Genomic DNA, 23,635 nt, shown 5'->3' on the forward strand with positions numbered 1-23,635 from the left:
TTGCAGAAGTTGACGACGCGACGGCATGGCGGTGCTTGCGGCCTTACTTGATCTTCGCGTTCCAGAAGAACGGCCAGGTCGCGGGCTGGTAGTTGTCCAGCGCTGGGCTCTTGGCCGAGAGGCCGTTGAACTTGCCGACGTTGATGTACGGCACCTCGTCGTACACCACCTGCTGCACCTTGCCCCACAGCGCGCCGCGCTTGGCCGGGTCGCTCTCGGTGTTGAAGGCGCTGAGTGCCGCCTTCTTGGCGGGCGAATCCCACCAGCCGGGCGCGCCGTCGCCCAGTTGCGGCGGCGAGAGCATGGGCTCGGGGAACTGGCCCGAGTGGGTCACGTAGATGTCCCACAGCTTCGGGTCGTTGCGGCGTTGCACCAGCGTGGCCCAGTCGACCACGTTGAGGTCGACCTTGAAGCCGGCGCGCTTGAGCTGCTCGGCCATCAGCAGCGACATGTTGTAGTGGAAGTCGTACTGGCGGCTGGTGAGCACGCGGATCGGCTCGCCCTTGTAGCCGGCCTTGGCCGCGGCGTCCTTCGCCTTGGTGGCGTTGCGCTGGTTGTAGTGGTCGGCGCCGGCCGCCGAGTAGAACGGCGAGCCCTTGGGGAAGTGGTTGGCCTCGGCCACGAAGAAGCGCGTGTCGCCGAAACCGGCCGCGAGCATCTCGCCCTGGCCCAGCGCGGTCTGCACGGCCTGGCGCACCGCCGGGTTGGCGGCCACGCCTTCCTTGGTGTTGAGCACGAGGTAGGGGAAGCCGAACGACGGCGTCATGATCGGCAGCGTCTTGCCGCCGGCCTTCTCCAGGCGCGGCAGCGCTTCCACCGGCAGCAGGTCGGCAAAGTCGTACTGGCCGGCCAGCGCGCCCTCGACGCGGGTGCTGGCGTTGGGCACGGGCACGAAGCGCAGTTCTTCGATGGCCGCTTCGCGCTTGCCGCCGTAGCCGCTCGCGGGCTCCTTGCGCGCGGCGTACTTGTCGAAGCGCGTGAGCAGCACGAACTGGTCGGGGCGACGCTCCTTGAACTTGTAGGGGCCGGTGCCGACGAAGTCCTTCAGCGGCGAAGCGATCGAGTCCTTGGCCATGATGGCCGCCATGCCGCTGGGCAGCGCCAGCTGCGACAGCAGCGGTGCATACGGCGCCTTCAGCACGATCTCCACGCCCAGCGGGCCCTTGGCCTTGAGGCTTTCGATTTCCTTGCCCACGGCCTTGCCGCGCGGCGACTGGTCCATCCAGCGCTGCAGGCTGGCGACCACGTCGTCGGCCGTGAGATCGCGCCCGTTGTGCAGCGCCACGCCCTTGCGCAGCGTGATGGCGTAGGTCTTGCCGTCGGCCGAAATTTTCGGCATGCCCTCGGCCAGCATCGGCACCACGTTCCACTTGGCGTCGAAGGTGTACAGCGTCTCGTACACGTGCTGCATGATGGTTCCGACCAGGTCGGCCGTGGAGGCCATCGGGTCGAGCGTCTGAGGCTCGGCCACCATTGCCAGCGTGGCGAAGTTGCGCGGGCCCTGCGCGTGGGCGCTGGGGTGAGGCAGTGCGGCACACAGCATCGCGAGCAGGGAAGCTCCCAGCAGGCTGCGCTTCGACAGGCGGGGCAGGCGCTGGACAACAAGACCGGCGTGAGACATGGAGAACTCCTTCATGGGGCGGACTGATTTATGAAAGAAATTTTCTTTCTGATCCAGACTTTGAAGCAGACTTCATGCCAAATCATCCGTGTTAACCCTTGTTTAAGGGTTATTCTGAAAAAGTCTTTCAAATCAGACGGATACTGCGGCCCTCATCCGCCCCACTCAACCTCTCTCACTCACAGGAGTTCCCATGCCCCTCGAATACCTCGGCGCCCCGCCCATCGCTTCCGACCGCCAGGCCCGCCCCTTCTCGCCCGCCGTGCGCGCGGGCGATTTCGTCTACGTGTCGGGCCAGGTGCCCGCCAACGCGCAGGGCGAGATCGTGGCCGGCGGCATCGAGGTGCAGACGCGCCAGGTGATGGAGAACCTGAAGACCGTGCTCGCGCTGGCCGGCGCCACGCTCGACGACGTGTGCAAGAGCACCGTCTGGCTGCACGACGCGCGCGACTTTGGTGCCTTCAACCGCGTCTACATGAGCTACTTCGGTGAAAACAAGCCGGCGCGCTCGACCACCGAGGCGCGCCTCATGGTCGATGCGAAGGTCGAGATCGACGTCGTCGCCTATAAGCCCAAGGCCTGATCAGGCGGGCCGCAACTCGGTCTTGCGCTGAATGATGCGCGAGACCAGCCCGTACTCGACGGCCTCCGTGGCCGACAGCCAGCGGTCGCGCTCGATGTCGGCCAGCACCACGTCGATGGGCTTACCGGTTTCGCGCGCGATCTCGTGCGCGATGCGCTGGCGCGCCTTGATGATTTCTTGCGCCTGGATCGCGATGTCGGTCGCCTGACCGCCCGCGCCGCCGCTGGGCTGGTGGATCAGGAAGCGCGTGTTGGGCAGGCACACGCGGCGCTCGCGCGGCGCCGCCAGGAACAGGTGCGTGGCCGCGCTGCCCACCCAGCCGGTGCCGATCATGTGCACCGGCGCGCTGATGAAGCGCACCACGTCGTGGATCGCGTCGCCCGACTCCAAGTGCCCGCCGGGCGAGCTCACGAGGATGTCGATGGGTTTGTCGCCGCTGTCGGCATCGAGCGCGATGAGCCGGCGCGTGACGTCGGCGGCCACGCTGTCGGTGATGCTGCCGAAGATCAGCAGCGTGCGCGACTTGAAGGCTTTTTCCTCGAGGTAGGAATTGCGCGGCTCGGCCGTGGCCGCGGGTGGGGTGTCGTCGTCGGTTTCCAGTGTTGAAAACATGGGCTGCATGAAGAAAGCTCCTGTGGTTGAACTGTCTTGACGAACAAGCCCACAGTTTCGTGACATTGCGCCTGCCGTGGCAAGCAGCACCGTGGTGCCGCGGTGCCACGTGCCGCTCAGGCGGCCATCCGGGGCGACACCACGGCCCTTCGGGGTGTACCGACGCCGGCCAGCACCGGCCGGCCCGTCATCGCGCCGCAATGGTCGAGCGCCTGGCGCAGGACGGTATCCACGTTGCGCAGCGACAGCCCGTAGTGGGAGGCCACCTCCTGGCGCGTCTTTTCCTCGATGCGCAAGGCCTCGAGCACCGCCCGGTGACGCCGCGGCAGGCCCTGCATCGCGCGGTCGACCGAACCGACTTCGGCGCGCACCTCGGCCATGTCCTCGGGCCCGGGCGCGTGGTCGATGGCCGACTCGACGGCGGTGTGCGGGTCGTCCACATAGCGCCATGCCCCCTCGCTGCGCAACCGGTCCATGGCCAGGTTGCAGGCCACGCGATAGACGTAGGCGCTGGGGTTTTCCACGGGCGCGCCCACCCGCAGGTGGCCCAGCCGCAGCCAGGCATCGTGCAGGCATTCGCTGGCCATCTCGGCGCACCCGAGATGGCGGGTCAGCTTGCGCCGCAACCCTTCGTAGTTGGCGCAGAGAAAAACCTGCAGCGCCAGGCGACGCTGCGCTTCGTCCCGCAGCGCATCGGCCGCCTCGTCGCGCGCCGGTGCTTCCTGTTCGCAAAGGACACTGGGTGCCATGACATGCCGCTCCTGCCCGCCTAGCGGTCCTGCTGCAGGCGACGACGCTCGTCGCTGCTCAGGGCGGCCCAGTGCCTGGGGTCGATCTTGCGGCCCATGCCCACCACCTGCACGGGGTTCTGCGGGTCGTAGTCGACCTGCGCCCCGGATTGCAGTCCCGACCGCGGCGCCGGCGCGTCGCGCCCCTCTTGTGCGGGCTCGTCGCCGAAGCCGAGCACGCGCACCGTGAAGACCGACGCCAGCGCCTGCCGCGCGGCCGCGCGCTCGCGCTGCACCGCGTCCTGCGCGGCGGCCGTCGCCTGCGCAGCGGCAGCGCTCGCGTTGGTGAGCGCGCCGATGTTCACCGACGCGATCACCGGCAGGCCCTTGGTCTCGCCCTTGACCTGGATGTTGTCCGCGTTGAGCACCTGCAGCGCCGCAATGTTCAGGTTGCCCGCCACGCGCAAGCCCGCATCGCCGGCGTTCACGGTGCCGCGCGGCGCGACCAGGTCGACGTCACCGTCGCCCACGGTGCCGATGCCGCTGCCGCTCATGTCCGACTTCTCGCGGATCACCGTCACGCCGTCCAGGTCGGTGGACACCTCGGGCGCCGAGGGCACGCGCACGGTCTTGGCGCCGCGCCCGGCGTCGATGTCGCCGACGGTGGACCAGATGATCTGGTCGCTGCCCTGCTTCGTGACCTCGGGCACGAACGACAGGATGCGCGACTGGTTCACGGTGACGTCGTTCCTGGCCGCAATGCCGATGTGCCCCGACGCCAGCGTCACCAGACCGTAGCCGGCCGGCACCGCGGCGCCCAGCGCCGCCACCTGCAGGCCGCCGCCGGGCGTGAGCACGTCGATGTCGCCGCCGGCCATGGTGCGCAGCATCAGCTTGTTGGCCGCCACGTCGCCCTTCCATGTGTCGCCCGGGAACAGCGTCTCGATGGCCGTGTAGCCGCGGTTGTAGCCGCCGTTGCGCGGCAGGCCACCGGTGCCCGGCTCGTTCTGGTCGCGCCCGGCTTCGCGCAGTTCGAGCAGGTACACCTGCCGCAGGAACTGCTGCTGCGCAAGCTGGGGCAATTTCTGGAAGCGCGCCCAGGCTTCGAGCGGCTCCAGCTTTTCGCCGGTCATGTCCGACATGAACGAGACGAGGCCGCGGCGCACGGTTTTTTCCTGCCCGCCTGCGCGCGTTTCGACCTGGTCCACCAGGTAGATGGGCAGCACGCTGCCGTCCGCGCCCCGGGTCTTCAGGTAGTCGGGCATGGACGCGACCTTCGACGGATCGAGGTAGGCGGCCGTGAACGCGTCGTAGCCCACGGCGTGGTTCAGCCCGGCCATGGCGGTGATGGCGGCGCCGTGTTCCGGCAGGCCCTTGACCTGCGTCTCGGGCAGCGCGCGGTTGTTCCTGTCGTAGCGCTGGTTGCCCAGCGTCTGCACCTGCAGGTTGTCGGCGTACAGGTCGCGGCCGGCGGCCAGCACCAGCGTGCCGGGGCCCTGGATCTCGATGTTGCCGGTCAGGCCCACCGAGAGATCGTTGTTCGGGTCCAGTCGCGCCGTGCTCTGCATCGCCAGGATGTCGTTGCCCGCCTCCAGCAGCGTGACGTCGGACCCACGCAGGTTGCGGCCCGCCAGCCGCAGGCCGCGGATGTCGGTGCCCGCGCGCACCCAGGTCTGCTCGTTGGCCTTCACGTCGAGCCCCACGATGGAGCCCTGCGATGCATAGATGCGGCTGGGCTCGAAGTCGTTGGCCAGCGGCAGCACCTCGGGGTTGTTCACGCTGCGCAGGTACGTGTTGTTGACCGGCGAGGCCAGTGCCCGCTCGATCAGGTTGTCGAGCATGTCCTCCATGTTCATCTGGCTGAACGGCGAGCCCGCGCCGCCCGGCATGTAGCCCGTGGGCATCATCGCGGGCGTGGCGTAGGCCATGACGAGCGGCGCGTCGAAGCGGATGTCGTTCTTCGCGACCACGCGCACGTCGTTGGTGGTGCCCGGCAGCACATACAGCGGCCCGTCGATGGCGATGCCGCCGTTCAGGGCGGCCGCCGAGAAGCGCGCCGGATACCGGTTGCCGCCGAAGCCCACCAGCGTGTCCTTCTCGACCCAGCGCAGCAGCAGGTCGCGGAAGATGAACTCGGTCCGGTTCACGAAGGTGATGTTGCCGCCGGTCGACACCAGCCGCAGCGCGCTGCGGTCGGTGTAGCCGCTCATGTAGGCGCCGTAGTTCAGCACCTGGCCGTCGCCTCGCAGGCCCTCGCCGTAGGTCACCAGCAGCGGATCGACCACCGTCTGCAGGCGCAGGTCGCCGGCTGTGCGCAGGCTCAGCGTGGCGTCGCCCAGCGCGAGGATCGGCGCCACGGTGTAGCTGCTCTTCGTGAGGCCGCCGCCGCTGTCGTCGCGGGTTATCGTCACCGTGTGGCCGACCGCCGTTTCGCCGGCGCGGATGTCGCCCGCGCCGCGCGCCACGTAGTACTGGCCGCCGCGGATCGCACCGCCGGCCTGCACCGACATGGCGCCGCCGTTGCGCATTTCCATGGCCATGGCCTCGCTGGCGGAGCGACCGCCGCGCATGCGCATGTGGGTCGGCAAGGCGACCAGCAGGTTGCGCAGGTCGCCGCCGGCTTCCACGCTGACGTTGCCGCCGCCCAGCGCGCCCACGCCCTGCTGGAAGCGCCCGTAGTCGATCCACCAGCTCGACTGCTCGGGCGCGTGAATGACGGGGCCGTAGACGCCGTCGGGGTTCCAGCCGTTTTCGCCGTTGGTGTATTCCCCGAAGAAGCGCTTGGCATTGAGCGTGCCCTGCCGGTTGAGCCATTCGGTGAAGTGCTGGCCCGACGGCGCGGCCTCGATGCTGCCCTGCGCGCCGATGGCAAGGTTGCCGCCTTCCACGCCGTAGCTGGCGTTCGGGTTGGCGGTGGAGAAGTCGCTCCACACCGTCGTGTCCTTGCGCCCGGCGGTGTAGATCACCGATTCCTTGTGCGCCAGCGTGAGGTCGCGGCCCGCGCGCACTTCGAGGTCGCCGGTGCCGGTGCGCACGAGCTTGCCCGCGCCGTTGTCAGGCTTCGGGTCGATGTCGGTGGGCACGGCGGTGTTGGCCGTGCCCACGGTGATCGACCCCTTGCCCGCGGCCTGCGCCGCGAGCGGCTTGAGCGCCATCGCATCGGCCGAGGCCAGTTCGCCGCCGGCCACCAGCCGCAGGTTCCACGACGGGCCCGCCTGCAGCCGGCCGCTGCGGTCGGCCGCGTCGAAGCCATCGCTCAGGTGGCCGTTGATGGCGAGGTTGCCGCCCGCGCGCAAGGTCAGCGTGCCTTCGCGCGCGCCGGAGAAATCGCTGAAAAGATTCCAGTCGCTGTTCAACGCGAGGTCGCCCGCGCTGCGGACCTCGATGCCGGGCATCACGGCCAGCCCGGTGCCCAGCCGTGCCGCCACCCCGCCCGATGCGGCCCTGAAACGCGCGGCATCGGCAATGGCGTCGGGCTTGACCGAATCGACCGTGGCGCCGTCGTAGTCCTTCACGTCGTAGACGCTCACGCCTTCGAGCACCGCCGAGCGCGCGCCGTTCACCGCGACGTTCAGCGCGCTCACGGCGACGTCGTCGTGCGTGGCGTTCTGCTGCGCGCGCAGGCGCACCTTGCCGCCTTCGTTGCCGGCCACGTCGATCAGGCCGCCTTGCAGGTTGAGCTGGCCGCCCGCCGCTTCGAGCGTGACGCGGCCGTTGCCCAGGCTGCCGGTGGCACCGGCGAGCAGTTGCGCGCCGGCCTGCATTGCCACGCCGTTGCCGGCGGTGATGCGAATGGCGCCGCCGTAGGCCGAGCGCGCATCCACCGTGCCCGAGATGTCGATGCTGCCCCGGTCCGCCGTGAGGCCGAAGTCTTCCACCTGCGTGAAGCCGCCCAGTGCCACGTTGCCCTGGCGGATGCGGAACTGGCGCGAGCGGTTGAAGCCGGCGTCGTTCAGCCGCTGGCTCACGCCGGCGAAATCGGGCAGCGCCTCGATGTCGAGCGCGAAGCTGCCGGCCTTGCCGCCATTGCCTCCCGCCTGCGCCGCGATCAGGCCGTCGAGCGCCACCGTGCCGCCCTGCGATGCCGCCAGGCTCAGCGTGCCGGCGTCGCCGCCCCTCGGGTGGGCGGCCAGGTCGAGCCGGCTGCCGGCCTCCAGCCGCACGTCGCCGCCCACCGCCGACAGGCCGATGCGGCCCGCGTCCGCGTATTCGGCCACGTCGAAGAACTGCTTGGCGGAGCCGCTCACGTCGATGGTGGCGCCGCGCGCCACGACCAGGCTGCCGCCGGTCGCCGTCATGTCGATGCTGCCGCCCCGCGCCACCGCCCGGCCGTCGAAGGCAATGCTGCGCCCGCTGAGGGCCAGGCGCAGGCCCAGGCTTTCCTGCGGGTCGAACGACGCGGCCTCGCCTTGCGCCGAAGCGACGACCTGCAAGGCGCCGCCCGTGGCAATCGACTGCGCCGCGCCGCCGCGGCCGGTCAGCAGCGGCGTGTTCAGCGTGAGCGGCGACGCGCCCGTGTCGATGCCGCCCGCGCCCTCGCCGACGATCGCGTTGCGGCCCGCCAGCGTCACCGCGCCGAAGCCCGAGAACGTCTTCTGGCCCGCGCCCAGCACCAGCGTGGCCGCGTCCAGCGTGAAGCCGCCCGCACCGCCGGCGGCGGGCACGCCAGTGCCTCCCCCGCCGCTGTTGACGAGCGCGATGCTGTCGCCCTTGATCGTCACGTCGCCCGCGCCGCGGCCCACGAATGCGCCGCCGTCGAAGGTCAGCGATTTCAGGCCGGCCGCGCCCAGGTCGAGCGAGCTGTAGAAGTCGAAGTCGGTGTAGCTGCGCAGCGTCAGGCGCGTCGAACGGCCCAGCTGCGCAAGCGCGCCGCTGTCCAGCACCATGCCTTCGGTGCCGCCGCCGAAGCCGATGCGGCCGGCCGCCACCGACAGGTCGGTGCCCGCGATCTGCGCCGAGGCCGCCAGTTCCGTCGTGCGCGTGGCGTCGATCAGCAAGGCCGCATCGCCGTTGACGATGGCGCCCGCACCGATGGAAACCAGCCCGCCGCGCGAGGTGTCCACACCCTGGCGGATGACCTTGACCGCATCGCCGGTGGCCACGCGCACCAGCGCGCCCCAGTCCCTGGCGGCCGAGACGAGCACGTCGTCCACCGCGTCCTTGGCGTCGATCACGCCGTCGAAGTTGTCGTCCAGTTGCCCGTCCGGGTCGGCGTAGACCGCCGCCACCCGCGGCTTCATGACCAGGTTGCCCGCGCCGCGCCCGCCCGCGCCCTTCGCGCTGACGCGGCTTCCGCCTTCGATGGCCACCTTGTCGCTGGCGGCCAGGATGATCTCGGGGCCGGACAGCTCGGAGCCCTCGTTGTTGCGCACCACGATGTCGGTCGCGGTCACGTCCAATTCCAGGCCGAGCGCGTTGCCCTTGCGCTTGCCGCCCACCAGCAGGCTGCCCGCGCCGAAGTTCGACAGGCTCGCCGCATCGATGACAAGGTAGCCGTCGGCCTGCAGGCTGGCGCTGTCCTGCCCGCTGCCGACGATGGCGATCTTCTTGCCGGCAATGTCGACCAGCCCGCCGCGCCCGCCCTCGTCGGGTGCCGAGCGCAGCGTGCCGTCCAGCACCAGCCGGCGGCCGGCGTCGAACACCACCGCACCGCCGTCGCGCGGCAGGCGCGGCGTGACCACGTTCTGCCCGGTCAGGCGGTACTGCGTGAGCTTGAAGGCCTCGGACGAGAAGAAGTCGTTGGCCGTGGCCTCGTTGTATTCGGAGTAGCGCCGCAGCACGGCGCCGGACATCACGCGCCAGGCCGAAGCCTGCACGTCCTGGTTGCCGCCGTAGGCGTTGCCGGCCTTGCCCTGCATGACCAGGCTGCCGTCCGGTGCGCGGGTGGCGGGTGCGAGTGCGCCGCCCCAGGCCTTGCCCGTTGCCTGCACCGCGAAGGCGCCGGGCAGCAGTGCATAGCGCGCGGGCAGCAGCGTGTACCAGCCGGCCGCCAGACCGGGGCCGCCGGCGAGCCAGACGCGCTGGCCCGCCGCGGCACCGCCAGCGGGCGCCGCACCGCCCTGCCCCGGCAGGATCGCGTACATGCCCGGCATGTTCAGCATGTCGTGCGAGCCGCCCGGGCCCGGCACGAATTCGGAGGCATGCAGGTCGCCGCCGCCCGCGATGTCCACCACCGCGCCACGCGCCAGCGCCACGTCGGGCGACTTCATGGTGATGCGTTTTTCAGGCGGCGCGACCAGCGAGCCAGTCGACGGATTGGCGGGATCGACCGCCTTCGACGGGTCGTGCCAGTGCTCGTTGTTGGACAGCGTGCCGAAGGGCACGGTCATTCCGGCGCCCGACACCGAGGTGAGGCTGCCCGCGCCCAGCGACAGGCGCTCGCCGGCGTTCAGCTCGATCTGGCCGAAGGGCGCGCGCAGCACGCCGTTCTGCGCGATCACCGGTGCTTCCAGGCGCAGGCTGCCGCCGGCCGACAGCGGTGCGCTGCCGGCATCGCCCAGGCGCTCGACGGTGATGGAATCGCCGGCGCGGATCACGCCGGTCATCGCGGTGGTCGGGTACACCTGGCCGGCGTTCAGCACCAGCTGCCCGTCCACGTCCAGGTTGACCTGCAGCCGGGTTTCTTCGTTGATCGGCGAAGGCAGCGCGCCGCCCATGCGGATCTCTGTGGCTTCGAGCACCGTGCGGCCGAAGCCGCCGATGCGCACGGCGCCGGCCTGGAACTGGGTCGGGTCTTCCGATGCCGAGATGTCGATCAGCGAGCCGGCCACGGTGAGCTGCCCCGCCCCTGCCAACGATACCGGCGCTTCAGGCGAGGCGGCAGGCACGGCCGACAGCACGATGCGTGGCGCGCGCAGCGACGACGACGAGCCCGCGTGCCCGACGATCGGCCCCTGCAGCCAGATCGAGCGGCCCAGCGCGAGGTTCGCGTTGTCCAGGCGAATCGCGCCCTGCGTCGCATTCACCAGCGAGAGGTCGGCAAAGCCGCCGTCCTTGAAGGCCTGCGGACGCACCGTCAGCGTGGACACCTGGCCGGGCTTGCTCAGCAGGTCGCGCAGCAGGTCGCTCGAAAAGAGCGCGTCGCGGAACAGGTCCAGCGCCTGCGGCGTCAGGCCGAACTGCGCCGCATCGAGCGCGCCGTTCGCGCCGGGCAGGCCCAGCCGGTCGGACACCACCAGCTCCTTCACGTCCGCCAGCTTCGCGAGCAGCGCCGACGACAGGATCATCGGCCCGTCGATCTCGTAGCCGTAGCTGCGCAGGCCGGGCGCCCAGTCGTAGTCCACGCCCTGCCGCCAGTCGCTGCACACGCCGTCCACCGCCAGGCCCACGCAGTCCGGGTCTTGCAGCACGCGTTGCAGTTGCTCCAGCGGCGAGCCTGTCGGGCCCGATGTCGCGGTCATGTTCAGGCGGATACGCCCGCCGATGCCGTTGGGCCCGCCCGCCTTGCCCACCATCGTGCTTTCGATCAGGCCCTTGCCCGTGATCTCGATCAGGCCGCCGTTGCTGTCCAGCCGGATCTCCGGTGCGGGCCGGTGCACGCGCGTGCCCGAGGGGCCGGCATCGGGCACGCCGTCGATCGTGCCGGTGGCGCCCGACACGTCGATGAGCGCATCTTTCTCCAGCCGCATGTCGCCCGCCAGGATGCTCACCGTGCCGCCGTCGCGCACCTCGCCCACGCGGCGGCCGCTGCTGCTGTCGATGCGGATCAGCGGCACGCCGCGCGCCAGCAGCTCGGCGCCGGTTTCGAGGACGACCGTGCCGCCGCTCAGCCCAATGCGGCCCGCCGGTGCGTCAAGGCGCCCGCCGACCGTCAGCACGCCCTGTTCGCTACCGGCGTTCAGCGACAGGCTGCCGCCGGTGTCGGTGCGCACGCTGGCGCCCCGCGCAATGCGGACCGGGCCGTTCTCGGTGCCGAGCGACAGCGCCGCGGGGCTTCGCGCCGCGCGTTCGTCGGGCCGCAGCATGCCCAGGGGCGCTGCCTCGGCCAGGTGGCGGCCGCTCGGCAGGTCGCGCCAAGCGAAGTTGTTCAGGTCGATGCTCGTGGCCTGCTGCGACACCACCACGCCTTCGGGCACCACGATGCCCTTGCCTTCGCCGCGCACCGAGACCGTGACGTTGCCGAATCCGCGCTCGCCGAAGAGCGTGGGCGGCAGCATCACCACCGAGGAGGCCGAAGTGGCCCCGGCTTCGTCCGGCGGCGAAACGGGCGGCACGCCACCGATCTGCACCGCCGAGGCGGTCTGGATCGACAGGCTGCCCGCCGAGCCCGCTGCATGGGCGCGCATGTTCAGTGCGTTCAGGTCGAGGTCGGGCGTCACGCCGGCCAGCGAGATGGACCCCGCATTGCCCACGCGCAGCGTCGGCAGGCCCTGCTTGCCGGGGTCCGCGCGGCCACCGCCCGATACGTCGAGCACGGCATCCTTGTGGGCCACGATCTTTCCGGCAATCACCGTGATCGCGCCGCCGTCCAGCGCCCAGGCGCCGCGCAGTGCGCCGTCGCGCCAGGTGTTGATCCACTGGCCGCTGGCGTCCAGCCGGCCCTGCTCGCCGAGCTCCACTTTTCCGTAGGCCGACGACAGCCCGATCTGCCCGCCCGGCACGCGGATCAGTCCGTTGATGCGGATGTCGTTGGTCGAGCCTTCGGTGCCGGCCACCGAGAGCGACGCGCCCGGCGAGAGGTTCAGCGCGGCACCGCTCGCAAGCTCGAAGTCGCCGTTGATGTGGTTCAGCACGATGGTGCCCATGCCCGAATTGCTGAGCATGTCGTCCGACAGGAAGGTGAGCTTGCGCGACTTCTGCTCGCCCGGCTTCAACTGCACATAGAAGTCGTCGCCGAGCTTCGTGTTCGCATCGAAGTCCTGCGCGAGCCGCTTCGGGTCGTGGCTGACGATGATGGTGCCCGGCGACCACGGCCGGCCGTCCGGCGAGTTCTCGCCCAGCTGCAGCCGGCCGCCCTTGTTGCCGCCCGGGTTCTTCGACTGGCGCTCGCCCACCACCACGCCGCCCAGCATGTCGCCCTCGAGCACCATGGTGTCGCCCGCGTAGATCTGCACGGCGCCGGCCTTGCGCCCTTCGGTGTAGCCGGCTTCCTTGTAGTCGGCGCCGATGAGCGGCGTGCGCCACGTGGTCTTCACGCCCCAGCGCGCATGCTGGTTGGTGAACTCGCCCGCGATGCCGGTGTAGTCGGTGTCGGACATGGCCCGGTCCATGGTGTGCACGCGGCCGTCCGCGCCCATGAGCTTGGTCGCGGTGTTCATGCCGTCGGTGTAGCGCACCGAGCCGCCGGACACGTCGAGCATCGATCCCGTGCGCGTGATCACCGAGCCGCCCGCGCGCATCTCGATGCTGCCCGCGTTGGCCGAGAGCTCGCCCAGGTCGGTCTTGCCCACGCCCACCCAGCCGCTCACGTCGCCCAGCGGCGTGCCCACCCAGGCACCGGGAATGTAGGTGGCGCCGTCGGGGCCCAGCACCCATTGCACGCCCGCCATCGGGCCGTCCTTGAACACGCCGCTCACGCGCCGGTCGACGATCACCTTCTTGCCGCGCACCCACGCGTCGAGCTGCATGGGTGAGTCGCGCAGTTCGTTGATGCGCAGTTCGGCCTCGATGAAGTTGCGCGACATGGCCACCTGCATGCCCTGCAGGCCGGCCACGCTGAGGAAGGCATCGTTGTCCACGTAGATGCGGCTCGCGTCGCGCAGGCTGCCGGGCTTGAAATACGGGAACAGCGTGAACATCGGATTGACCGCCGACTCGAGCTTGATGGTTCCCGCCGGCACCAGCACGCCGGCCTTCGAGCGGATGTCGATCAGTTGCCCGTACAGGCTCACGCGGCCCGGCTGGTAGCGCGTGGCAAGCGCGGACGCTTCGATCTCGCTGGTGTCCGAGGTGTCGGGCAATACCTGCGAAATGCTGCCCTCGCCCAGCGTGAGCGTGCCGGCCGACCAGTTGATCAGGTCGTTCACACCATCGGCGTACATGTGCGAGCCCAGGCCCCAGGCGCGCAGCAGGATCGAGCCGTTGCGGTTGTTCAACGCGGTGGTTGCGCTCAGCACGCCCGACTGCCGCACGTCCTGCGCCTGCAGGGTGATGTTGCCGCGGTCGGCCTGCACGGTGCCGGTGTTGACCACCTCGTAGCCGACCGCCTTGGCGCGCGCCGCCATCTCGGGCATGACGACGTCGCGCAGGCCGGCGACGAAGTTGGCGTCGGCATAGACCGGCGAGAGCTTGAGCGCGCCCCACACCTGCCCGCCGGTGAAAGCCCAACCGGGCACTGCCGAAGCGGCCACGTCGAGGCCGCGGGGCGCGTTGGGGTCCTGCGTCGATGGCGTCTTCAGGTAGATGTTCTCGCCGGCCGCGAGGATGACCTGGCCGTCGGGCGCCGAGATGCGGCCCGCGTTGCGCACCTTGGGCGCGAACAGCATGACCTTGCCGCCACTGTTCGCCGCCAGCTGCGCGCCTGCGTCGACACGCACTTCGCCGGGCGCCGCGCCGGGAACGAAGCGGTCCACGTCGCCCATCTTGTCGGGCGCGCCGCCGACGCCGGCCTTGAAGCCCGCGTCGCCGTAGATAAGGGGCCGCGCGGAGGTGAACTCGCCGAACTGGGGAATCGGGAAATCGTTGCCCTGGTTGGTGAGCACCTGCGGGTTGTTGATGCCCAGCTTGAACTGCTTGTCCGACAGCGCAAGGCTGGACGCGACCAGCGAGCGCGTGTCCACCTGGCTGGAGCCGGTGAAGACGATGCCGTTGCGGTTGACCAGGTACACCGAGCCGTCGGCCTTGATCTGCCCCGCGATCCGGCTGGGTCGGCCGCTCGGGTCGTTGATGCGGTTCAGCGCGATCCACGCGTTGGTGCCGTCGGGCTTGGCGCCGCCCTTCTGGTCGAACTGCACCGTGGTGTGCTTCCCGACGTTGAAGCTCTCCCAGTTCAGGATCGCCTTGTCGTCGGTCTGCTCGATGCCGACCACGGTGCGGCCGCCCGCGGCGGTCTGCACCGGCGCCCTGGCATTGAGCCAGCCTGCGGTGAGGCTGTTCGTATCGACCTTGAGCCCGCCGTCGGCCAGGCCGTCGGGGATGTCCGAGCCCCCGTTCGATGCGGCCTCGCGTGCGGCCGCCTGCGCCGCCTGTTGCGCGGCAATGGAACGCGCCGCCATGTTCAGGTTGCCCATGGAGCGCTGCAACTGTTCGCCGGCCTTGCGCTGCTCCAGCGGGTTGGTCAGCATCGATGCCGGCATGCCGTTGGGCAGGCGGCCCGTCGCCGAGGCGGTGTTCTGCACCGCGCTCTTGTTGGCGAACCAGGCGCCGCTGAAGGCCTGCTGGGCCTGGGCATCCAGCACCAGGGCGCCGTTGGCCGCCAGCGTCATGGCAATGGCGCGCGCGATCGGCGCCATGCGAAAGCGCCGCGCCTGCCGCCGGTTGCGCGCCTTCGTTGCGTGGATCGGTGTGAGGGGCCCGCGTGTGCTCATGAGTCGTTTCCGCCGGAAAGTTGAGTCGATGCACTACGACGAACGGGCGCCCCACGACCCCGCAACTTATTTTTCAGGCCGCGCACCACGGCCGTCCGATTCAGCTGAGAACCGTCAATCCGCCCGGCAATGAACGGGCGTCGAGATCGAAGGCATGCTGCAGCTGCACCAGCGCCAGGTCGAGCGATGCGATGTAGAAGCTCCCGGTGACCAAGCGGCTGCGCGCGGCCGTGTTCATCAGCACCACACGACCGCGCCGGTAGCGGTTGATCTCGTCGAGCACGTCGGACAACCGGGCCTGCGTGAACACCAGCTCGCCCTTGCGCCAGGCCGACAGGTTGGCGGCGCCGACCAGCGCCACGCTGCTCACCGACGTGCCGTCGTACACCGTCTGCTGGCGCGCGCGCAGCTCACGCGCACCCGCGGGATGCTCCACGCGCACCGCGCCTTCGATGCAGGTCACGCACACCTTGGCGTCCAGGTAGCGGACCTCGAAACGCCCCGACTCGGCCAGGCTGCGGCCCGCCCCGGCCACGACGCCGAAGGGCCGTGCGCCACTGGCCGACGACAGATCGAACGCGGCCTCGCCCTCGAGCAGGTCGACGCCGGTCGTCCGGCCGTCCACCGTGCGGCGCCGGATGCGGGTCTGGGTGTTCAGGGTGACCTGCACCCGCTCGGTGAGGCCCACCTCCAGCTGCTCGCCGGTGGCAGTGCGGTAGTCGGCACCCGATCCCGCCGGCGCGGGCCACAAGCCCGCGGACGGATGGAACACCGCCACGCCCGCGACACCGGCCATGGCCGCCGCGCCCGCTGCCGCTCCGAGGAAGGCGCGGCGCGCGAGCACCGGTCGGGGCTGGTGGCGCGCATGAAACGCCGCCGCATCGGCATTGGTGCGAAGCACGCCGGCAGAGGCCTGACCGAGCACGGCCCATTGCGCCCTGGCCTCCTTGAAGACCGCCGCGTGCGCCGGGCTGCGCGCCAGCCAGTGCTTGAAGCGCTGGGCGTCCTGCGGCTTGACGGCACCCGAATGAAGCAGCCGCAGCCACTCCCAGGCCTCGTGCCGCGTCGTGTCGACCGCGAGGGCGGGATCGTCGACCGGTGCCGTCAGGGGGTCGTGCATCACGGCCGCGACCCTTCTTCTGGGCCTCGGCCCGTTGCGAGCGCCAGGGTGATTCGATTCTTCACTCCGTACGACGAACGGGCCGCGCCGATCCCGCAACTATTTTTTGTCATGGGCCATCCGGGCACTCAGGTAGTCGTGCGCATGCTTGAGTTCGTATTCGACGGTGCGCAGGGAAATGCCCAGGCGCCGGGCCACTTCGGGCTGCGTCAGTCCCTCCATGTGCACGAGCACGACGACCTCGCGCCGCCGCGCCGGCATGCGGTCCAGCAGCTTGATCACGGCGTCCAGCTGCGAACGCGCCTCGGCGATCCGCGCGGGTCCCGGCGCCGTGTCGGCCAGTTCCATCAGCGCATCGATTTCTTCGAAAGGCAGGTTGCGGCTCTGGCGACGCTGGATGTCCAGCGCAATGTTGAACGCCATGCGCACGAGATAGCCGCCCGGCCGCTGGATCGGCCCTGCGTCGCTTCCGCCCTGGTCGTTCACGCGCAGCCAGGTGTCGTGCAGCGCGTCCTCGGCCAGGTCTGCATTGCGCAACGCGCGGCCCAACTGGCGCTTGAGGGCGTCGTAGTGCCTGGACAGGTAGTCCATGAGCACGGGGCGGACGTCTTCGGCCATGGACAGGTCAGGACGGCGAGCGGCCGGCCGCCTCGCGGCAGCGCGTTCCGCCGCGCGCATCGGTGGGCAGGATGAGCAGCGTCAAGGGCTGCGGCAGGTCCGGCGGCGGCGCATGCGCGAGGCGCACGCCCCGCAGAACCTCCAGCATCTCGGCGTCGCGGGCCGCGTCGCCAGTCAGGCCGAGCAGGCGCGGCCGGCGAAGCTGGCCCCCCTCGTCCACCTCGAAGCGCAGCAAGGACCGGTATGTTCCCGGCCGCGTGCGCACATTGCCGCACAACGCTTCCCAGACCCGCGCCTGCAGCAGGCTGGGGTAGCCCGCCAGGCTTCCCAGGCTGGCCGCGCGCGGGGCCTCCGCCCGGGCCTGCGCCGGCCTCAGCGCGAGCGTGACGGCCGAACCCGTGCGGACCTTTTCGGCCACCAGGCCCGTGCCCTCCAGCAACAGTTCAAGCGCGGTGTCGGGGGCGTAAAGCCCGCGCACTGCGGAGGACGTCAGCCCGGCCAGGATTTCGCTGCGAAAGAGTGCAGGCTGCCGCGTGACGGCGGCATAGCGCTTGAGCGCATCGGCCAACGGAAGCGAGGGAATGTCGAACGCCAGTGCGGCGTCACCCGCGCCTGGAACCGCGCCGGCCGGGGCCTCGCCCTCACGCAGCGGTGATGCAGATCCGTCGCTCGCCCAGGCCGTGCCGGCCAGCCACGACAGCGCGAGCGCGCAGAGTGCGACGCTGCGGCCTGCCGAGCCCGCGAACCCAGGGTGCACCTCGCTCACCCTCGCGGCGCAACGATGCCGCGCGCATCGTCACGCCCGACGTGAGGATGCGAAAGCCATGGCAGGGAGAAAAGTCGAGTCGGCAAGGAGCGCACGCCAGTCGGGAAACTTGCATGCTGTCACCGGCGTGTGACGGTCTCGTTGCAACGTCAGACCTTCCTGCGCCCCGGCGCGTGGCGCGCATCCCGTGTGCCGCAGGAAGCCCGAGGACGCCCCTCGAGCGGCTGACCGACGCTCAGCCCGCCAGGCGCCCCGCCACCAGCTGCAGCACACGGTCGCAGCGCTTGGCCAGGTCCTGGTCGTGCGTGACCATCACGAAGGCCGTGCCGTGCCGGTGCGCGAGGTCGAGCATCAGTGCGAACACGGCGTCGGCCGTGCTGCGGTCGAGGTTGCCGGTGGGCTCGTCAGCGAGCACACAGGCGGGCTTCGTGACCAGCGCACGCGCGATCGCCACGCGCTGGCGCTCGCCGCCCGACAACTCGGCCGGCCGATGATGCAGGCGCTCGCCCAGGCCCACGCTGGCGAGGATCTTCGCTGCGGCCTGCGACGCTTCGCCGGCTTCGACGCGACGGATCTTCAGCGGCATCGCGACGTTGTCGAGCGCACTGAACTCGGGCAGCAGGTGATGGAACTGGTAGACGAAGCCCAGGTGATGGTTGCGCAGCCGGCCCTGCTCGGCGGGGTCGGCATGCGCGATGTCCTTGCCGAGCAGTTCGACCTTGCCCGCGGTGGGTGCGTCGAGCCCGCCCATCAGGTGCAGCAGCGTGCTCTTGCCGGAGCCGGACGCGCCGACGATGGCCAGCGTTTCGCCGGCGTGCACGTCGAGGTCGACACCGTGCAACACGGTGAGGTCGATGCGGCCTTCATGGAAGCGCTTGGTGAGGCCGCGGGCCTTCAGGACGACATCACTCATAGCGCAGGGCCTCGGCGGGGTTCACACGGCTGGCGCGCCAGCTCGGATACAGCGTGGCCAGGAAGGCCAGGATGAGGGAAATGATCGCGATCGGCATGATGTCGCTTTGCTGCGGGTCGCTCGGCATCTTGCTGATCAGGTAGATGTCCTTGGGCAGGAAGCTGGCGTGGAAGAGCTGCTCCAGGAAGGGCACGATCACGTCGATGTTGTAGGCAATGCCCAGGCCCAGCAGCAGGCCGCCCACGGTGCCGATCACGCCCACCATGGCGCCCTGCACCACGAAGATGGCCATGATGCTGCGCGGCGAGCTGCCCAGCGTGCGCAGGATGGCGATGTCGGCGCGCTTGTCGGTCACGGTCATCACCAGCGTCGAGACGAGGTTGAAGGCCGCCACGGCGACGATCAGCGTGAGGATGATGAACATCATGCGTTTCTCGACCTGCACGGCCGCGAACCAGGTCTTGTTCTGGCGCGTCCAGTCGCGGATGAGGAACTGGCCCGGCAGCGTGACGGCGAGCTGGTCGGCCACCTCGCGCGCCTCGTGCAGGTCTTTCAGCTTGAGGCGGATGCCGGTCGGGCCTTCGAGGCGGAACACCTTGGCGGCGTCTTTCTCGTGCACCATCGCCAGCGCCGAGTCGTACTCGTAGTGGCCCGAGTCGAACACGCCGACCACGGTGAATTGCTTCAGGCGCGGCACCACGCCGGCCGGCGTGACCTGCCCGCCCGGCGCCACCAGCGTGACCTGGTCGCCGGGCTGTACGAACATCGAGCGCGCAAGCTCGATGCCCAGCACGATGCCGAACTCGCCGGGCACCAGCTTGTCGAAGGTGCCGCCCTTGGCGATGCCGCCAGTGTCGGTGACCTCGGGCTCCAGCGCGGGGTCGATGCCGCGCACGATGGCGCCCTTCATGTCTTCGCCGCGCGCGATCAGCGCCTGCGTGTTGATGAAAGGCGCCGCGCCGATCACCTCGGGGTTCTTGCGGGCGTCGGCCATGATGGCGTCGATGTCCTGCAGGGCCTGGCCGTCGCGCGAGAAGATCTCGATGTGCGACACCACGCTGAGCATGCGGTCGCGCACTTCCTTCTGGAAGCCGTTCATCACGCTGAGCACGATGATCAGCGCCGCCACGCCCAGGGCGATGCCGAGCATCGACACGCCGGAGATGAAGGAGATGAAGCCGTTGCGTCGCGTGGCACGGCCTGCGCGCGTGTAGCGCCAGCCGAGCTGCAGTTCGTAGGGGAATCGCATCAGAAGCCCCGCCCCGTGGCCTCAAGGGGCATGGGCGCACCCGCGGGGGGCGGCAAATACTCGGGGTGAGGAGCGAGGGGGTAGGTCATACGGTGGAATTGTGGCATCCCGGACAATAGGGAAATGGCCGAACCTCTCCCACGTCATCTGTTGATTCCCTTTGCCGGCCGCGGTTCCCCGGCTTGCCGCGCGGCGCTCGCGACCCTGCGGCTGCCGAACCTCGAAACCCTGCTGCTGCGCCTGACGCTCGCCGACACCGACACGCAGGACGACAGCACCCGCTCCCCGCCGCACGAACGCGCGCTGGCCCGCGCGCTCGGCCTGCCCCCTGCCGACGACGGCTGCATTCCCTGGGCCGCGCTCGAAGCCCGCAAGACCGGCCTGGCCGCGCCCGGCGACCCCGAGGCCTGGGGCCTGGTGACGCTGTGCAACTGGCAGGTCGGCATCGACGACGTGGCGCTGGGCGATCCGAGCGCCATCGAGATCGATGCCGCCGAGTCGATGGCCCTGCTGGCCGTGGCGCAGCCGTTCTTCGAGGAAGACGGCATCGCGCTCTACCCCTCCGGCACGCCGGGCCGCTGGCTCGCCCGCGCGCCCATCTTCGACGGGCTGGCCACGGCCTCCATCGACCGCGCGGTGGGGTACCCCATTTCGCAATGGTCGCCGCTGGGCGATGCCTCGCGGCCGCTGCGCCGGCTGCAGAACGAGATGCAGATGCTGCTGTACACGCAGCGCGTGAACGACGAGCGCACCGCGCGCGGCGTGCCGCCGATCAATTCGTTCTGGCTCAGCGGCACCGGCGTCCTGAAGGACGGCGACCTGCCCTCGCCACCCCTGTCGCGCACGCCGGTCGTCGACCTCGCGCTGCGCGACGCCGCGCTGCGCGACGACGGCCTGGCCTGGGCCGCCGCCTGGCAGGCCTTGGATGCGGGCGCCGTCGCCGGCCTGCTCGCCGACCTCACGCGCGGCGCCGACGTGGCGCTCTCGCTGTGCGGCGACCGGGGCGCACAGCTTTTCACCGTGCAGCCGCGCGGCCTCGCCCGCTGGGCCAAGGGCCTGTTCGACCGCAACCGCGCCACCCAGGTGCTGGAGTCCCTATGAAGATCATTGCCCGGGACATCCCGCCGCGCACCGTCTGGGCGCTGGAACAGGCCGGCGTGCACCCGCTGCTGGCGCGCCTCTTTGCGGCACGCGGCGTGCGCGGCAAGGACGAGCTCGACGACGGGCTCGCGCGCCTGCTGCCGCCCGACACGCTGCGCGGCACGCGCGAAGCCGCCGTGCTGCTGGCCGACGCCATCGCACAGGACAAGCGCCTGTGCATCGTGGCCGACTACGACTGCGACGGCGCCACCGCCTGCGCGGTCGGCGTGCGCGGCCTGCGCCTGCTGGGCGGCAAGCACGTGAGTTACCTCGTGCCCGACCGCGTGGTGGACGGCTACGGCCTGACGCCGCCGATCGCCGAGCGCGTGGCCAACGCCGGCGCCGACATGCTGATCACCGTCGACAACGGCATCGCCAGCGTCGAGGGCGTGGCCGCCGCCAAGGCGCGCGGCCTGCAGGTGCTGGTGACCGACCACCACCTGCCCGGCCCCGAGCTGCCCCTGGCCGACGTGATGGTGAACCCGAACCAGCCCGGCTGCGAGTTCGAAAGCAAGAGCATCGCCGGTGTCGGCGTGATGTTCTACGTACTGCTTGCGTTGCGCTCCGAACTGCGCACGCGCGGCGTGTTCGACACCGCCACGCAACCCAAGCTCGATGCGCTGCTGCCGCTGGTGGCGCTGGGCACCGTGGCCGACGTGGTGAAGCTCGACGCCAACAACCGCCGCCTCGTGGCGCAGGGCCTGCGCCGCATCCGCGCGGGCGCGATGCCGGCCGGCGTGGCGGCGCTGTTCAAGGCGGCGGGCCGCACCGCCTCGGCCGCGACCACCTTCGACTTCGGCTTTGCCCTCGGCCCGCGCATCAACGCGGCCGGCCGGCTGGCCGACATGACGCTGGGCATCGAATGCCTGCTGACCGACGACGCGGGCCGCGCCGACGAACTCGCACGCATGCTCGACGGCATCAACCGCGAGCGGCGCGACATCGAGGGCGGCATGCGCGACCAGGCGCTGCTGCTGGCCGAGTCGCTGTTCGCGGCCGATGGCGAAGGCGTGGAGGCGCCGCCGCCGGCCATCAGCGTGTTCGGCGCGGACTTTCACGAAGGCGTGGTGGGCATCGTGGCCTCGCGCATCAAGGACCGCTTCCATCGCCCGACCTTCGTGTTCGCGGCCAGCGCGGCGCCGGGCAAGGAGCAGGAGCTGAAGGGCTCGGGCCGCTCGATCCCGGGCTTTCACCTGCGCGATGCGCTGGACCTCGTGGCCAAGCGCCACCCCGGCGTGCTGCTGCGCTTCGGCGGCCACGCGATGGCCGCGGGTTGCACCGTGGCGCGCGAACACTTTCCCGTCTTCGAGCGCGCGCTGGCCCAGGTGGCCGGCGAATGGCTGGCCGAGGCCGCGCTCACGCGCCAGATCGAGACCGACGGGCCGATCGCGCGCGAGTACATGCGCATCGACCTCGTCGACACGCTGCACAAGGAGGTGTGGGGCCAGGGCTTCGCGCCGCCCACTTTCAGCGAAGAGGTCGAGGTGGTGTCGCAGCGGCTGGTGGGCGAGAAGCACCTGGCGCTCAAGCTCAAGCACCAGGGCCAGCCCATCGACGCGATCTGGTTCAGCCACACCGAGCCGCTTCCGCCGCGCGTGAAGCTGGCGTTCCGGCTCGATGCGGACGAGTGGCAAGGGGTGCGACGGTTGCGCTTTCTGGTCGAGGGAGCGGAGGTCTGACGCGGGCGGCCTAGACTGGAGGCCCATCCATTCGACCGGGCACTCTCGCATGCAGCAAGAAGCCATCTCGGCCCACGACATCTTTCCGCACATCCGCGTCGTGATGGGCATGGTCATCGGACTGGGCGTCACCCGGCTGTTGTCGGGCGTCGCACGCATCGTGCAGCACCCGACGCAGTACCGGCTCTATGCCGTGCACCTGGCCTGGGTCGCCTCGGTGCTGCTGGCGCTGGTGCATTTCTGGTGGTGGGAGTTCGGCCTGTACCAGATCGACAGCTGGACCTTCGGCACCTACGCCTTCATCGTCAGCTACGCGATCCTGCTGTTCCTGCTGTGCGCGCTGCTCTTTCCCGACAGCATGCAGGACTACGCGAGCTACCGCGACTACTTCTACGCCCGCCGCGCGTGGTTCTTCGGCTTGCTGGCCGCGACCTACCTGCTCGACGTGGTCGACACGCTGATCAAGGGCGAGGCGCACTTCGCCCGCTTTGCGATGGAGTACCTCATCCGCACGCCCATCCTCGTGGGCCTGTGCATCGCGGCGGCCCGATCGGCCAACCCGCGCTTTCACACCGCCTTCGTCGCTGGCACGCTGGCTTACCAGCTGTCGTGGATCTTCCGGCTCTTCGACACCTTGGATTGAGCCGCTGCGGCCAACAGGAACAGGACCTGCGTCCATGAGGGCAGGCTAGTATCCACGTCCTTCAACCGATACGGACCCTACCTACCGCCGTGAGCACCCTGCCCCCTTGCCCCCAATGCCATTCGGAATTCACCTACGAAGACGGCCTCAACCTTGTCTGTCCCGAATGCGGTCACGAATGGTCCGCCTCGGGCGCTGCCGCCGAAAGCGCGGCCGATGAGGGGCGGGTCATCAAGGATTCGGTCGGCAACGTGCTGAACGACGGCGACACCGTCACCGTCATCAAGGACCTCAAGGTCAAGGGCTCGTCGCTGGTCGTGAAGGTCGGCACCAAGGCGAAGAACATCCGCCTGATCGATGGCGATCACGACATCGATTGCAAGATCGACGGCATTGGCGCGATGAAGCTGAAGTCGGAATTCGTGCGCAAGGCGTGAGACCGGCCTGGCTCATGCGGCGCAGCGTCTCGCTGTCCGTTCGTCACGCCAGTGCCGCGCG

14 protein-coding genes are annotated in these 23,635 nt (G+C 70.1%); 5 read left to right on the forward strand and 9 right to left on the reverse strand.

The window, feature by feature from the left end; all coding sequences use genetic code 11:
• Positions 1–43: 43 nt before the first annotated feature.
• Positions 44–1,621: an ABC transporter substrate-binding protein gene (locus AC1RAA_RS14660; RefSeq protein WP_492728517.1), complete on the reverse strand. Its 1,578-nt coding sequence runs from the start codon at positions 1,619–1,621 to the stop codon at positions 44–46.
• A 193-nt stretch (positions 1,622–1,814) separates the two neighbouring features.
• Between AC1RAA_RS14660 and AC1RAA_RS14665 the strand changes: the two genes are divergently transcribed.
• The gene (locus tag AC1RAA_RS14665) at positions 1,815–2,204 is read left to right on the forward strand and encodes a RidA family protein (RefSeq protein WP_062473709.1); all 390 of its coding nucleotides are present in this window, start codon (positions 1,815–1,817) and stop codon (positions 2,202–2,204) included.
• On the opposite strand, the gene AC1RAA_RS14670 is transcribed toward AC1RAA_RS14665, so the two are convergent.
• The 8 genes from AC1RAA_RS14670 to AC1RAA_RS14705 all read right to left on the reverse strand — a co-directional run bounded on the left by AC1RAA_RS14670 (position 2,205) and on the right by AC1RAA_RS14705 (position 19,675).
• The gene (locus AC1RAA_RS14670; protein WP_369644561.1) at positions 2,205–2,825 is read right to left on the reverse strand and encodes an ATP-dependent Clp protease proteolytic subunit; all 621 of its coding nucleotides are present in this window, start codon (positions 2,823–2,825) and stop codon (positions 2,205–2,207) included.
• 107 nt (positions 2,826–2,932) lie between these two features.
• Positions 2,933–3,565 (reverse strand): sigma-70 family RNA polymerase sigma factor, encoded by a 633-nt coding sequence (locus tag AC1RAA_RS14675; protein ID WP_492679750.1) that lies wholly within the window; start codon positions 3,563–3,565, stop codon positions 2,933–2,935.
• A 20-nt stretch (positions 3,566–3,585) separates the two neighbouring features.
• Entirely contained in the window at positions 3,586–15,009 is an 11,424-nt protein-coding gene (locus tag AC1RAA_RS14680) for a filamentous hemagglutinin family protein (protein WP_492728516.1), read from the reverse strand.
• Positions 15,010–15,109: 100 nt separating this feature from the next.
• The gene (locus AC1RAA_RS14685) at positions 15,110–16,129 is read right to left on the reverse strand and encodes a FecR family protein (RefSeq protein ID WP_492729812.1); all 1,020 of its coding nucleotides are present in this window, start codon (positions 16,127–16,129) and stop codon (positions 15,110–15,112) included.
• Between the two features lie 99 nt (positions 16,130–16,228).
• A complete protein-coding gene (locus AC1RAA_RS14690; RefSeq protein ID WP_307584202.1) occupies positions 16,229–16,747 on the reverse strand; it encodes an RNA polymerase sigma factor in 519 nt (172 codons plus the stop codon).
• 7 nt (positions 16,748–16,754) lie between these two features.
• Positions 16,755–17,513, reverse strand: a complete 759-nt coding sequence (locus tag AC1RAA_RS14695; RefSeq protein ID WP_492728515.1) for a TonB-dependent outer membrane receptor — start codon at positions 17,511–17,513, stop codon at positions 16,755–16,757.
• A 235-nt stretch (positions 17,514–17,748) separates the two neighbouring features.
• Positions 17,749–18,426, reverse strand: coding sequence for a lipoprotein-releasing ABC transporter ATP-binding protein LolD (lolD, locus tag AC1RAA_RS14700; protein ID WP_390346302.1), 678 nt, complete (start codon positions 18,424–18,426; stop codon positions 17,749–17,751).
• Positions 18,419–19,675, reverse strand: coding sequence for a lipoprotein-releasing ABC transporter permease subunit (locus AC1RAA_RS14705; protein WP_062473701.1), 1,257 nt, complete (start codon positions 19,673–19,675; stop codon positions 18,419–18,421). Before AC1RAA_RS14705 ends, lolD begins: the two co-directional genes overlap by 8 nt.
• Before the next feature lie 123 nt (positions 19,676–19,798).
• On the opposite strand from AC1RAA_RS14705, the gene AC1RAA_RS14710 reads away from it, so the two are divergent.
• From AC1RAA_RS14710 to AC1RAA_RS14725, 4 genes are all read left to right on the forward strand, one after another.
• On the forward strand, positions 19,799–20,776 hold the full coding sequence (locus AC1RAA_RS14710; protein WP_492728513.1) for a hypothetical protein: 978 nt from the start codon (positions 19,799–19,801) through the stop codon (positions 20,774–20,776).
• On the forward strand, positions 20,773–22,494 hold the full coding sequence (gene recJ / locus AC1RAA_RS14715; protein ID WP_369644567.1) for a single-stranded-DNA-specific exonuclease RecJ: 1,722 nt from the start codon (positions 20,773–20,775) through the stop codon (positions 22,492–22,494). The genes AC1RAA_RS14710 and recJ overlap by 4 nt, the downstream gene beginning before the upstream one ends.
• A gap of 49 nt (positions 22,495–22,543) precedes the next feature.
• On the forward strand, positions 22,544–23,137 hold the full coding sequence (locus AC1RAA_RS14720; RefSeq protein WP_062473695.1) for a hypothetical protein: 594 nt from the start codon (positions 22,544–22,546) through the stop codon (positions 23,135–23,137).
• A gap of 89 nt (positions 23,138–23,226) precedes the next feature.
• A complete protein-coding gene (locus AC1RAA_RS14725) occupies positions 23,227–23,574 on the forward strand; it encodes a zinc ribbon domain-containing protein YjdM (protein WP_101490947.1) in 348 nt (115 codons plus the stop codon).
• The last annotated feature ends 61 nt before the right edge of the window (positions 23,575–23,635 follow it).

Source organism: Variovorax sp. GW823-FHT04F07 (assembly GCF_058795995.1).